The sequence below is a fragment of the Streptomyces sp. E2N166 genome (genome assembly GCF_003671715.1).
Taxonomy (GTDB): domain Bacteria; phylum Actinomycetota; class Actinomycetes; order Streptomycetales; family Streptomycetaceae; genus Streptomyces; species Streptomyces thinghirensis.
On sequence record NZ_RAIF01000012.1, the window covers coordinates 442,355 to 454,351 of the forward strand.

The 11,997-nt window shown below is 71.1% G+C and carries 11 protein-coding genes and 1 pseudogene; 5 read left to right on the plus strand and 7 right to left on the minus strand.

Annotation, left to right across the window (positions count from 1 at the left end; all coding sequences use genetic code 11):
- Nucleotides 1-21: 21 nt before the first annotated feature.
- Nucleotides 22-378, minus strand: coding sequence for an iron-sulfur cluster assembly accessory protein (locus EBH09_RS09675; RefSeq protein ID WP_053129615.1), 357 nt, complete (start codon nt 376-378; stop codon nt 22-24).
- A 263-nt stretch (nt 379-641) separates the two neighbouring features.
- On the opposite strand from EBH09_RS09675, the gene nadA reads away from it, so the two are divergent.
- On the plus strand, nt 642-1,826 hold the full coding sequence (gene nadA, locus EBH09_RS09685; protein WP_121747322.1) for a quinolinate synthase NadA: 1,185 nt from the start codon (nt 642-644) through the stop codon (nt 1,824-1,826).
- Nucleotides 1,827-1,929: 103 nt separating this feature from the next.
- On the opposite strand, the gene EBH09_RS09690 is transcribed toward nadA, so the two are convergent.
- The 5 genes from EBH09_RS09690 to EBH09_RS09710 form a co-directional block, all read right to left on the minus strand.
- On the minus strand, nt 1,930-5,049 hold the full coding sequence (locus EBH09_RS09690) for an efflux RND transporter permease subunit (RefSeq protein ID WP_121746609.1): 3,120 nt from the start codon (nt 5,047-5,049) through the stop codon (nt 1,930-1,932).
- Nucleotides 5,050-5,206: 157 nt separating this feature from the next.
- Nucleotides 5,207-5,890, minus strand: a complete 684-nt coding sequence (locus tag EBH09_RS09695) for a response regulator transcription factor (protein WP_121746610.1) — start codon at nt 5,888-5,890, stop codon at nt 5,207-5,209.
- Nucleotides 5,887-7,116, minus strand: coding sequence for a histidine kinase (locus EBH09_RS09700; protein WP_121746611.1), 1,230 nt, complete (start codon nt 7,114-7,116; stop codon nt 5,887-5,889). The genes EBH09_RS09695 and EBH09_RS09700 overlap by 4 nt, the downstream gene beginning before the upstream one ends.
- 172 nt (nt 7,117-7,288) lie before the next feature.
- The gene (locus EBH09_RS09705) at nt 7,289-7,573 is read right to left on the minus strand and encodes a hypothetical protein (protein ID WP_121746612.1); all 285 of its coding nucleotides are present in this window, start codon (nt 7,571-7,573) and stop codon (nt 7,289-7,291) included.
- 19 nt (nt 7,574-7,592) lie between these two features.
- Nucleotides 7,593-8,384: a PspA/IM30 family protein gene (locus EBH09_RS09710; protein ID WP_274595131.1), complete on the minus strand. Its 792-nt coding sequence runs from the start codon at nt 8,382-8,384 to the stop codon at nt 7,593-7,595.
- Between the two features lie 232 nt (nt 8,385-8,616).
- On the opposite strand from EBH09_RS09710, the gene EBH09_RS09715 reads away from it, so the two are divergent.
- From EBH09_RS09715 to EBH09_RS09725, 3 genes are all read left to right on the plus strand, one after another.
- Entirely contained in the window at nt 8,617-9,294 is a 678-nt protein-coding gene (locus tag EBH09_RS09715; RefSeq protein WP_121746614.1) for a DUF3043 domain-containing protein, read from the plus strand.
- 83 nt (nt 9,295-9,377) lie between these two features.
- A complete protein-coding gene (locus EBH09_RS09720; RefSeq protein WP_121746615.1) occupies nt 9,378-10,079 on the plus strand; it encodes a methyltransferase domain-containing protein in 702 nt (233 codons plus the stop codon).
- 67 nt (nt 10,080-10,146) lie between these two features.
- Nucleotides 10,147-11,229 carry a trypsin-like peptidase domain-containing protein gene (locus EBH09_RS09725; protein ID WP_121746616.1) on the plus strand — a complete coding sequence of 361 codons (1,083 nt, stop codon included), beginning with the start codon at nt 10,147-10,149 and terminating at the stop codon, nt 11,227-11,229.
- A gap of 47 nt (nt 11,230-11,276) precedes the next feature.
- On the opposite strand, the gene EBH09_RS09730 is transcribed toward EBH09_RS09725, so the two are convergent.
- Nucleotides 11,277-11,540, minus strand: coding sequence for a hypothetical protein (locus EBH09_RS09730; protein ID WP_121746617.1), 264 nt, complete (start codon nt 11,538-11,540; stop codon nt 11,277-11,279).
- A 183-nt stretch (nt 11,541-11,723) separates the two neighbouring features.
- Between EBH09_RS09730 and EBH09_RS38715 the strand changes: the two are divergent.
- Nucleotides 11,724-11,997, plus strand: a pseudogene (locus EBH09_RS38715) (adenosylcobinamide kinase/adenosylcobinamide phosphate guanyltransferase); the annotation flags it as partial.

Here is an 11,997-nt window from a genome sequence, read left to right on the forward strand (position 1 = left end):
CCTGATCCGCCGGGGCAGCCCCTAGCTGAAGGAGTCGCCGCAGGCGCAGGAGCCCGTCGCGTTCGGGTTGTCGATCGTGAAGCCCTGCTTCTCGATCGTGTCGACGAAGTCGATGGTGGCGCCGCCCAGGTACGGGGCGCTCATGCGGTCGGTGGTGACCTTGACGCCGTCGAAGTCCTTCACCACGTCGCCGTCGAGCGAGCGCTCGTCGAAGAAGAGCTGGTAGCGCAGGCCGGAGCAGCCGCCGGGCTGGACGGCGACGCGCAGCGCCAGATCCTCACGGCCTTCCTGGTCGAGCAGGGCCTTGACCTTGGCCGCGGCGGCGTCGGTCAGGATGATGCCGTCGGTGACGGTGGTGGTCTCGTCCGATACGGACATCTACATCTCTCCAAGGTTGTACGGAGACTGCTTGCCGACGGTTCCAACCGGCGGGGCCGCGGATTCATTCCGGGCGGGCCCGTGTCTTCGTCCTCGGCCTTCCCTTCATGCTCGCACACGCGTCGGGCGGCGGACAGCGGCTGTGGACGGCGGCCTGGACACCGGGATTCACGTCACACCGACACTATGGGCATCGTCAAACTGACGTGAACCGGTTATGATATATAGCGTCAGTTCGACGAAAAGTAGAAAGGGTGCGTGTCGTGACCACCGCCCAAACCCAGGAGCTCGACGTACAGCCGTCGCCCCTCGCCCTGCTGCTGCTCGGCCGCGAGGCCGACCCGAGGAGCGAGCGCGGCGTGGAATGCCCCGGCGACCTGCCCTCGCCCTCCGACCCGGGCCTGGTCGCGCGCGCCCGCGCGGCCAAGGAGAAGCTCGGGGACAAGGTCTTCGTGCTCGGTCACCACTACCAGCGCGACGAGGTCATCCAGTTCGCCGACGTCACGGGTGACTCCTTCAAGCTGGCCCGGGACGCGGCCGCGCGCCCGGAGGCCGAGTACATCGTCTTCTGCGGTGTGCACTTCATGGCGGAGTCGGCCGACATCCTGACCTCCGACGAGCAGAAGGTGGTCCTGCCCGACCTGGCCGCCGGCTGCTCCATGGCGGACATGGCCACCGCCGAGCAGGTCGCCGAGTGCTGGGACGTGCTGACCGAGGCCGGCATCGCCGAGCAGGTCGTGCCCGTCTCGTACATGAACTCGTCCGCGGACATCAAGGCGTTCACGGGCAAGCACGGCGGCACCATCTGCACGTCGTCCAACGCCGAGCGGGCCCTGGACTGGGCCTTCGAGCAGGGCGAGAAGGTGCTGTTCCTGCCCGACCAGCACCTGGGCCGCAACACCGCGGTGCGGGACATGGGCATGTCTTTGGAGGACTGCGTCCTCTACAACCCGCACAAGCCCAACGGCGGGCTGACCGCCGAGGAACTGCGGGCCGCGAAGATGATCCTTTGGCGGGGTCACTGCTCGGTGCACGGCCGCTTCAGCCTCGACTCGGTGAACGACGTGCGCGCGCGCATACCGGGCGTCAACGTCCTGGTGCACCCCGAGTGCCGGCACGAGGTCGTCGCGGCGGCGGACTACGTCGGCTCGACCGAGTACATCATCAAGGCCCTGGAGGCGGCCCCGGCCGGTTCCAAGTGGGCCATCGGTACCGAGCTGAACCTGGTCCGACGGTTGGCGAACCGTTTCGCCGCCGAGGGCAAGGAGATCGTCTTCCTCGACAAGACGGTCTGCTTCTGCTCGACCATGAACCGCATCGACCTGCCGCACCTGGTGTGGGCGCTGGAGTCGCTCGCCGAGGGCAACCTCGTCAACCGCATCGAGGTGGACAAGGAGACGGAGGCGTTCGCGAAGCTGGCGCTGGAGCGGATGCTCGCCCTGCCGTAGGGGGCGATTTCCCACCCATCCGTCCGTGCGGGGTGTTTCAAACGGCTCAGGTCCCGCCCGACCACCTTCGGTGTCGGGCGGGACCTGAGCCGTTCTCGCGGGCTCAGACCTTCGCCGTCTCCGGCTCGTCCGAAGCCGCGGGCTGCGACGGCACGTCGCCGCCCTTCTTCGCCGCCCGCTTCTTCGCGCGCCGCTCCTTGCGCAGTTCCAGCATCGCGTAGAGCGTCGGGACCAGCAGCAGGGTCAGCAGGGTCGACGTGATCAGGCCGCCGATCACCACCACCGCCAGCGGCTGGGCGATGAAGCCGCCCTCGCCGGTGACGCCCAGCGCCATGGGGAGCAGGGCGAAGATCGTCGCCAGGGCCGTCATCAGGATGGGCCGCAGACGGTGCCGGCCGCCCTCGACGACCGCTTCGACGACGCCGTAGCCCTGCTTGCGGTACTGGTTGATCAGGTCGATCAGCACGATCGCGTTGGTGACCACGATGCCGATCAGCATCAGCATGCCGATCATCGCCGGGACGCCCATCGGGGTGCCCGTCGCCAGCAGCAGGCCGATCGCGCCGGTCGCCGCGAACGGGATCGACACCAGCAGGATCAGCGGCTGGGCCAGCGACCGGAAGGTGCCGACCAGCAGCATGAACACGATCGCGATCGCCGCGAGCATGGCCAGGCCCAGGTTGGCGAACGCCTCGTCCTGGTCGGCGGTGACGCCGCCGATCTCGGCCGTGGCACCGGCCGGCAGGTCCAGGCCGTTGATCTCCGACTGGAGTTCCGTGCCCACCGCGCCGGTGTTGTCACCGGTCGGCTTGGCCGTGATGGTCGCCGCGCGCTGCCCGTCGATGCGGGTCATCGACACCGGGCCGTCCACCAGCTCGACCGTGGCGATGTCGCCGAGCTTCGCCGGGCCCAGATTCAGGGCATTCAGCTGGGCCAGCGTCTCGGCCGGCCGGGCCGACCTGATCACGACGTCGCGCTCGGTGTCGTCGAGGATCGCCTTGGCGGCCGGGGTGCCGCGCACCGCCTGGGCGACGGCCGCGCCGAGCGTCTGGTCGGTGAACCCGGCCTCGGCGGCCTTCGCGTTGGCCTTGACCGAGACGCGCGGCACGCTCTGCGCCAGGTCGCTGGTGACGTCGGTGACGTCGTCGAGCCCGGCGACCGTCTTGCGGACCTTCTCGGAGGCCTCGCGGAGCACCTGAGCGTCGGCGGCCTTGACGACGACGCTCAGGTCCTGGCTGCCGAAGCCGTCACCGGCGGCGATGGTGGTGGTGCCGATGCCGTCGAGCTTCGCCAGCCCGTCCTCGATGTGGTCCTGGACGTCCTCGGTGTTCGCCGAGTCCTCCAGCATCAGCTGGTACGAGGCCTGGTTGGTGTCCGTGCCGCCGCCGAAGGCGGCCATGAAGCCGGACGAGCCGATGGTGACCTGGTAGTCCTTGACGCCCTCGGTGTCGCCGAGCAGCTTCTCGACCTTCTCGGCCTGGGCGTTGGTCGCGGCCAGACTGGTGCCGGGCTTCAGCTCCTGCTTGATGCTGAGGACCTTCTGCTCGCCCTGGTCGAAGAAGTTCGTCTTCAGCAGCGGCGCCATGGCGAACGTGCCGATCAGCACGACGACCGCGATGGCCACGCTGGTCAGGCGGCGGCGGGTGGCGAAGCGCAGGACGGGGACGTAGAACCGCTGGAGGCGGCTCTTCGCCTCCTTCTCCTCGGCCAGCCGGCGCGCCTCGTCCGCGTCCTCGGGGGTGCCCTTGGGCGGGCGCAGGAACCAGTACGACAGGACCGGGACGACCGTCAGCGACACCAGCAGGGACGCCAGCAGCGCGGCGGTCACGGTCAGGCTGAAGGAGCCGAACAGCTCGCCGACCATGCCGCCGACCAGGCCGATCGGCAGGAACACGGCCACCGTGGTGAGCGTCGATGAGGTGACCGCGCCGGCGACCTCGCGGACGGCCTTGAGGATGGCCTCCTGGCGCTCCTCGCCGTAGCCGAGGTGCCGCTTGATGTTCTCCAGGACCACGATCGAGTCGTCGACGACCCGGCCGATGGCGATGGTGAGCGCGCCCAGCGTCAGCATGTTCAGCGACAGGTCGCGCGTCCACAGGACGATCAGCGCCAGCACCACGGACAGCGGGATGGAGACCGCGGTGACCAGGGTCGAGCGGATCGACGCCAGGAAGACCAGGATGACCAGGACGGCGAAGAGCAGACCGAGCCCGCCCTCCGTGGTCAGACCCGAGATGGCCTTGGACACCGCCGGGCCCTGGTCGCTGACGACGGTGAGCGTCGCGCCGGAGCCGAGCTGCTCGCGCAGGCCGGGAAGCTTGTCCTCGACGGCGTCCGAGATCGCGACCGCGCTGCCCTCGTGGTCCATCGTGACGGCGACGGAGAGGCTCGGCTCACCGTTGGTGCGGGTGAGGGAGTCGGCCTTGGCCTCCTCCTCCTCGACGGTGGCCACGTCGCCGAGGCGGACGGGCTTGTCGACGCCCTCGCCGGTGACCATCAGGTCCTGGATCTGCTTCAGCGAGGTGAAGCCACCGCCGACCTGGACGGTGCGGTTGGCACCGGCCTCGTCGAAGGAGCCCGCGGGGACGGTCGCGCCGCCGGCCTGGAGGGACTGGGCGAGGGCCTGCGGGCTCACGCCCGCCCTGGCCAGCTTCGCCTGATCGGGCGTGACGGTGACCTGCACGTCCCGGACGCCGTCGACCACGACCTGGGCGACGCCGTCGATGTCCTTCAGCTCCGAGACGACCGTCTTGTCGAGCTGGTCGGCCAGCGCCTGCTGGTCCTTGTCGGAGGTGACGGCGAGGACGACGGTGGGGATGTCGTCCGTCGAGCCGGAGATGACCTGCGGGTCCACGTCGTCCGGGAGCTGGGCGCGGGCCCGGTTGACGGCCTGCTGGACGTCGGCGACGAGCTGCTGGGTGCCGTTGCCGTAGTCGAAGGACGCCATGATGACGGCGTTGCCCTCACTGGCCGTCGCGGTGATGCCGGAGATCCCGTCGACGGCTTCGAGGCTGTCCTCGATCGGTTCGACGACCTGCTTCTCGACCACGTCCGGCGAGGCACCCTGGTAGGGCGCCAGCACGGACACCATGGGCAGTTCGATGGTGGGCAGCAGCTGCTGCTTGAGCTGGGGGATGGCGATCGCGCCGAAGACGAGCGCGACGATCGACATCAGGCCTATCAGGGCCCGTTGTGCGAGGCTGAATCTCGACAGCCAGGACATGGATCTGGGTCTCTCTTCTGTGGCCGAGCGGTGGGGGACGGGGCACATCTGTACGCCCACCCCGACACCCTGGTCCATGAGCGCCCCCGGTTCCCTAGGTCCCAGGTCCATTTCCTTATGCGGCGCATACTCCCCCCGCAGTACACCGGGGCAGAGGTCACTCCACCCTCGGACGTACCAGCCCGGACTCGTACGCGATGACGACCAGCTGGGCGCGGTCGCGGGCGCCCAGCTTGGCCATGGCCCGGTTGACGTGCGTCTTCACGGTGAGCGGGCTGACCTCCAGCCGCTCGGCGATCTCGTCGTTGGAGAGCCCGCCGGCGACCTGGACCAGCACCTCGCGCTCGCGCACGGTCAGCGTCTCCAGCCGCTCGGCGCGGGCGGGGTCGCGGTCCTCGCCCGCCGTGCCCTCCTGGGCGAGGAAGCGGGCGATCAGCCCTTTGGTGGCGGTCGGGGACAGCAGCGCCTCGCCGCCGGCCGCGACGCGGATCGCGCTGAGCAGTTCCTCGGGTTCGGAGCCCTTGCCGAGGAAGCCGGAGGCGCCCGCGCGCAGCGACTGCACCACGTAGTCGTCGACCTCGAAGGTGGTCAGTATGACCACGCGGACGTGGGCGAGGGACGGGTCGGCGCTGATCATGCGGGTGGCGGCGAGGCCGTCGGTGCCGGGCATCCGGATGTCCATCAGCACCACGTCGGCCCGCTGCTCGGCGGCCAGCCGGGCCGCCTCCGCGCCGTCGGACGCCTCCCCCACCACCTCCATGTCGGGCTCGGAGTCGACCAGCACCCGGAAGGCGCTGCGCAGCAACGCCTGGTCGTCGGCGAGCAGGACACGGATCGTCATACGGGGCCCTCCGCGGTATCGGTGCGGTTCCTGACCGGAAGGATCGCATGGACCCGGAAACCGCCTCCGTAACGGGGACCGGTGGTGAGGGTGCCGCTCACTGCGGTGACCCGCTCGCGCATCCCGATCAGGCCGTGGCCGCCGCCGTCGGCCGGGGCCTCGGGGGCCTCGCCCTCGCCGGCCCCGTCGTCGAGCACGGTGACCTCGATGTTCGGCCCCACCCTCACGACGCTGACCTCGGCCTTCGCCCGCGTCCCCGCGTGCTTCTGCACGTTGGTCAACGCCTCCTGGATGATGCGGTAGGCGGCCAGGTCTACTGCGGTGGGCCGGTCGGTGCCCTGGTCGGTGCGGGCCACCTCGACGTGCAGTCCGGCGTGGTGGAAGGTGGCGACGAGTTCGCCGAGGCGGTCCAGGCCGGGAGCGGGTTCGGTCGGGGCCTCCGGGTCGCCGGACTGGCGGAGCAGGCCGACGGTGGCACGCAGCTCGCCCAGCGCGGAGCGGCTGGCCTCCCGTACGTGGGCGAGGGCCTCCTTGGCCTGGTCGGGCCGCTTGTCCATGATGTGGGCGGCGACCCCGGCCTGGACGTTGACCAGGGCGATGTGGTGGGCGACCACGTCGTGCAGGTCGCGGGCGATGCGCAGCCGCTCCTCGGCGACCCGGCGTCGGGCCTCCTCCTCGCGGGTGCGCTCGGCCTTCTCGGCCCGGTCGCGGATGGCCTGGACGAAGGCGCGCCGGCTGCGGACCGCGTCCCCGGCGGTGGCGCCGATGCCGGTCCAGGCGAAGACGGCGAGGTTCTCCTGCGCGTACCAGGGCAGGGGCCCGGCCAGCATGGCGGCGCCGGTCAGGACCGTCATGGTGAGCAGGCCGACCCGCCAGGTGGTGGAACGGTCGGTGGATGCGGCGACGGTGAAGAGTGCGACGACGGCGGACATGACAACGGGCGCGCGGGGGTCGCCGGTGACGCTCTCGACGACGGAGACACCGCCGGTGACCGTGAGGACCGCCAGCGGGGCTCGGCGGCGGAAGACGAGCGCCGCGGCGCCGACGGCCATGAGGGCCAGGCTGAGTACGTCCGGGGTGCGCAGTCCCCAGCTCACGCCCTCGGGACCGTGCGGGTCCACGAAGGAGCCGGCGACCATGCACACCAGGACGGCCGCGGCGATGGCCGCGTCCAGGGCGGAGGGGTGGGCGCCGATGGTGCAGCGGGCGCGGGCGAGGGTGCTCACGGCTGTTTACGGTAGCTGGAGTGGGCGTCGGTCCGGGTCGCGCCCAGCGTGCAGTGGCCCTCGACCTGGGGGCTGCGCCCCCAGACCCCCGCGGTCGGCCTGGACGGCCTCGTCCTCGAACGCCGGACGGGCTGGAGGTGCCGGACGGACTGGGAGTACCGACCGGTGTCCGTCAGGAACCCCCTGGGATCAGGCCGTCGTCGCTCAGTAGCTCCCGGACGTCCTCCAGGGTGGCGTCCGGGGACGGGAGGATGAGGTCGGACGGCTCCAGGGAGTCGTCCGGGACGGGCTCGCCCAGTTCCCGGACCTTATCCAGGAGGGCCTGGAGGGTCGCGCGGAAACCGGGGCCGTCGCCGTTCTCCATTTCGGCCAGGAGCTCGTCGTCCAGCTTGTTCAGCTCGGTGAGACGGCCGTCGGCCAGCGTCAGCTGTCCCTCCCCCATGATCCGTACGATCATGTCGCCTCCTAGGCGTGGGCTACTGCTTGTCGAAGCGCGGGGTGTCCTGCGGCTGCTGCTGGGACTGCGCCTGGCCCTGGTCCTGGCCGCCCTCGATGGCCTGCCGGTCGGAGGTGCTGCCCCCGGACAGTTCGGCCTTCATGCGCTGCAGTTCCAGCTCTACATCCGTACCACCGGAGAGCCGGTCCAGCTCGGCCTGGATGTCGTCCTTGTGCATGCCGGACTGGTCGTCCAGGGCGCCGGAGGCGAGCAGTTCGTCGATGGCGCCGGCCCGGGCCTGGAGCTGGGCGGTCTTGTCCTCGGCCCGCTGGATGGCCAGGCCCACGTCGCCCATCTCCTCGGAGATGCCGGAGAACGCCTCTCCGATGCGGGTCTGCGCCTGGGCGGCCGTGTAGGTGGCCTTGATGGTCTCCTTCTTCGTGCGGAAGGCGTCCACCTTGGCCTGGAGGCGTTGGGCCGCCAGGGTGAGCTTCTCCTCCTCGCCCTGGAGGGTGGCGTGCTGCGTCTCCAGGTCGGTGACCTGCTGCTGGAGCGCCGCGCGCCGGGAGAGCGCCTCGCGGGCCAGGTCCTCACGGCCCAGCGCGAGTGCCTTGCGGCCCTGGTCCTCCAGCTTGGTCGACTGGGACTGGAGCTGATTGAGCTGGAGCTCCAGGCGCTTGCGGCTGGTCGCCACGTCGGCGACACCGCGGCGCACCTTCTGGAGCAGCTCCAGCTGTTTCTGGTACGAGTAATCGAGGGTCTCGCGCGGGTCCTCGGCCCGGTCAAGGGCCTTGTTGGCCTTCGCGCGGAAGATCATCCCCATACGCTTCATGACACCGCTCATGGGCTTCGCGCGCCCCCTTCTGACCGACTCCAGCTCCAGCGACTGCAACAGAACCCACAGTACGGGCCCTGCATCCATTACCGCACTGTTCGGGGACGGATGCGCTCATCCCCAAGGACGACTGCGTGCGCTCCCGGTCCGGCGTAGGGAGTAGGTGCTCCCCGGGGTTGTCCGGAATGACCCGGTCCCCCGCGGTGTACCCAACGTCCCCTCTGTCCACATGGAGACGACCGGCGTTGCCGGATCGTTCCCCACCGGACTGGGGCCCACACCCCGGCACCCCGTACCCTTGGGTTTTGTGTTCCGTAGCCGTGCCAAGGAAGAGAAGGCACCGAGCCTCGTCAAGACGCCGGTGACCGACTCCAATCAGCCCCGTGACCCGCAGGCCCCCAAGGGAAGGCCGACGCCCAAGCGCAGTGCGGCCCAGTCCCAGCGCCGCAGCGTCGCCAACACTCCGATGACGCGCAAGGACGCCGCCAAGCGTCAGCGCGAGGAGCGCCGGACCGCGATGGCACGCCAGCGCGAGGCGCTGGCGAAGGGGGACGAGCGGTACCTGCCGGCCCGTGACAAGGGTCCGGTCCGCAAGTTCGCGCGCGACTTCATCGACTCGCGGTTCAACATCGCGGAGTACTTCCTGCCGATGGCCGTGGTCATCCTCGTGCTGAGCATGGTCCGGGTGGCCTCGCTTCAGAACGTGGCGCTGCTGCTGTGGCTGGTCGTGATCGTGATGATCGTGCTGGACTCGATCGTGACCGGCTTCCGGCTGAAGAAGCGTCTCGCCGAGCGCTTCCCGGACGAGCGGCGACGCGGCGCGGTCGCCTACGCGCTGATGCGCTCCCTCCAGATGCGCCGCCTCCGGCTGCCCAAGCCCCAGGTCAAGCGCGGGGAGCGGCCCTGAGCACGACGCCGTTCGCCGACGGCGCGGCCGATGCCTGGTCGGCCGTTCCGGGTGGTCTGCGGGACGTCGTACGGCAGGAGCTGGTGGCCCGGCAGCTGGACGAGCAGATAGCCGGACGTTTCCCGGTCGGCAAGCGGCTGCGGGTGCTCGACGTCGGTATGGGCCAGGGCGCCCAGTCGCTCCGGCTGGCACGGGCCGGGCACCAGGTGACCGGCGTCGAGCGGGACGTCACGATGATCGCCGCGGCACGCGACGCCCTGGCCGGCCAGCCCGAGGGCATCCGGGAGCGGATGCGGATCGTCGAGGGCGACGGCCGGGACACCGGCGTGCATTTCCTGCCGGGCAGTTTCGACGTGGTGCTGTGCCACGGGGTGCTCATGTACGTCGAGGAGCCCGACCCGCTGCTCGCGGGGCTGGCCCGGATGCTCGCCCCGGGCGGACTGCTGTCACTCCTGGTGCGCAACGGCGACGCGCTCGCGATGCGCCCCGGCCTGCGCGGCGACTGGGCCGACGCCCTGGCCGCCTTCGACACCACCGTCTGTCGTGACGGTCTCGGCATGGAGGTCCGCGCGGACCGGCCGGCGACGCTGACGGCCAAGCTCGCGAGCATCGGCGCCCCGCTGCACACCTGGTACGGCGTCCGGGTCTTCACGGACACGGTTCCCGACGACGCCCGGGTCCCGGACGGTCTCGAAACGCTGCTGGCCGCCGAGGAACGGGCCGGACGGACGGACCCGTACCGCCAGGTCGCCGCGCTGCTTCATCTGTGCGGGGTGCGGGGGTAGTACCGCGCGGCGCCCGTTCGGGGGTTCCCCGGGGGCCGCGTCCGCGGTGCGCGGTGAGACTCGGGGCATGGACGCCTCCCGTACCCGTGCGCCACGGCTGCTGAGCCCGCTCGCCGCGCTGGCCTGCTCCCTCCTGCTCGTCGCCGGCTGCTCCGGTGACGGGTCCGCTCCGGGCTCCCGGAGCGAGCGGGAGGGCGACACGGCACAGGCCGCGGCCCCGCGCGCGGCCAACGATCTGCAGGCCGACTACGAGCGGGTGATCAACGACGTACTCCCGTCGGTCGTGCAGATCCAGGCGGGCGACTCCCTGGGGTCGGGGGTCGTGTACGACGACGAGGGACACGTCGTCACGAACGCGCACGTCGTCGGTGACACCAAGTCCTTCCGGGTGACGACCGCCCGCAACGAGGCCACGCTGGCCGCGGAACTCGTCTCCTCGTACCCCGAGCAGGATCTCGCCGTCATCAAGCTGGACCAGGTGCCCGACGGCATGAAGGCGGCCCGCTTCGGGGACTCCTCGAAGGCCGGGGTCGGGCAGATCGTGCTGGCGATGGGCTCGCCGCTCGGGCTGTCCTCCAGCGTGACGCAGGGCATCGTCTCGGCGACCGGGCGGACCGTCACCGAGGGCAGCGGCGGGGGCGGTACGGGCGCGACCATCGGCAACATGGTGCAGACGTCCGCGGCCATCAACCCCGGCAACAGCGGTGGCGCCCTGGTGAACCTCGACGGCCAGGTGATCGGCATCCCGACGCTGGCCGCGACCGACCCGGGCATGAGCGACAGCGCGGCGCCCGGGATCGGGTTCGCCATCCCGGCTTCGATGGTGAGGACGGTCGCCGACCAGATCATCGAGGACGGGCGGGTCACCGACTCGGGCCGGGCCGCGCTCGGCGTCACCGCCCGTACGGTCGTCGACGACGGCTACCGGCCCGCGGGCGTGGCCGTCGTCGAGGTCAGTGACGGCGGGGCCGCCGACGAGGCGGGGCTGCGGCCCGGGGACGTCATCGTCCGGCTGGGCGACACGGACATCACCACCATCACCTCGCTGGCCGAGGCGCTGGCGTCCATGCGGCCGGGGGACCGGGCGAAGGTGACGTACACCCGCGACGGCGACGAGCGCACCGCCGAGGTGACGCTGGGCGAGCAGTGACGGAGGCGGGGCCGGTCCGGTCGGGACCGGCCCCGTCCGCCCGCGGGTCAGGCCTCCGGTTCCGCGGCCGCTCCGGCCTCTTCGGCCCCTTCGGCCCCTTCGGCCTCTTCGGCGTGCAGGCTCATCGGGCCGTAGATCTCGGTGGCGTCCTCGAACAGCCGCACCTGGTCGGTCCCGCCCTCCTTGAGGTCCTTCCAGTACTCACCGATCCAGGACTCGGCGTCCCCTTGCGTGGTGAACTCCTCGGGCTGCACCGCGGGCTGGACCTCAGTCCCGCCGGCCGTCTCGAACCGCCACGTCCATGCCGCCATGTACGCCTCCAAGATGTGAGCACATGCAGAGCGGAAGCCGGATCTTGGTCCGGCCTCCGACCGCAGCCTATGCGCTGAACCGGATGCGCCGTAGAAGGCCGGGGAGACGGGAAACGGGACCACCCGCGCCCCACAGGGGGTCTCGGGCGCGCACGTCGCCGGGTGACCGGGGAAAATCGGGGCGTGGACGTGACTCTGCTCGGCACCGGTGCCCCCGCGGGACTCCCCCGCCCCGACTGTCCCTGCGCGGCCTGTGCCGCCGCGCAGGGCACGAACGCGCGCGCGGCGACCGCGCTGCTGGTGGACGGGGCGCTGCTGCTCGACCTGACGCCCGGCGCCGCGTTCGCCGCCGCACGCGCCGGGCGTTCCCTGACCGGCGTCCGGCAGGTGCTGCTGTCGCACCCGCACGACGGACCCGCCGTGGAGGTGCCGGCCGGGCTGCCGCGGCCGGGGCGGG

Excerpts from the sequence above, each read along its gene's own strand:
- EBH09_RS09675 (WP_053129615.1), bottom strand. The coding sequence starts at position 378 with ATGTCCGTATCGGACGAGACCACCACCGTCACCGACGGCATCATCCTG.
- EBH09_RS09690 (WP_121746609.1), bottom strand. The coding sequence starts at position 5,049 with ATGTCCTGGCTGTCGAGATTCAGCCTCGCACAACGGGCCCTGATAGGC.
- EBH09_RS09695 (WP_121746610.1), bottom strand. The coding sequence starts at position 5,890 with ATGACGATCCGTGTCCTGCTCGCCGACGACCAGGCGTTGCTGCGCAGC.
- EBH09_RS09705 (WP_121746612.1), bottom strand. The coding sequence starts at position 7,573 with ATGATCGTACGGATCATGGGGGAGGGACAGCTGACGCTGGCCGACGGC.
- EBH09_RS09710 (WP_274595131.1), bottom strand. The coding sequence starts at position 8,384 with ATGAAGCGTATGGGGATGATCTTCCGCGCGAAGGCCAACAAGGCCCTT.
- EBH09_RS09715 (WP_121746614.1), top strand. The coding sequence starts at position 8,617 with ATGGAGACGACCGGCGTTGCCGGATCGTTCCCCACCGGACTGGGGCCC.
- EBH09_RS09725 (WP_121746616.1), top strand. The coding sequence starts at position 10,147 with ATGGACGCCTCCCGTACCCGTGCGCCACGGCTGCTGAGCCCGCTCGCC.
- EBH09_RS09730 (WP_121746617.1), bottom strand. The coding sequence starts at position 11,540 with ATGGCGGCATGGACGTGGCGGTTCGAGACGGCCGGCGGGACTGAGGTC.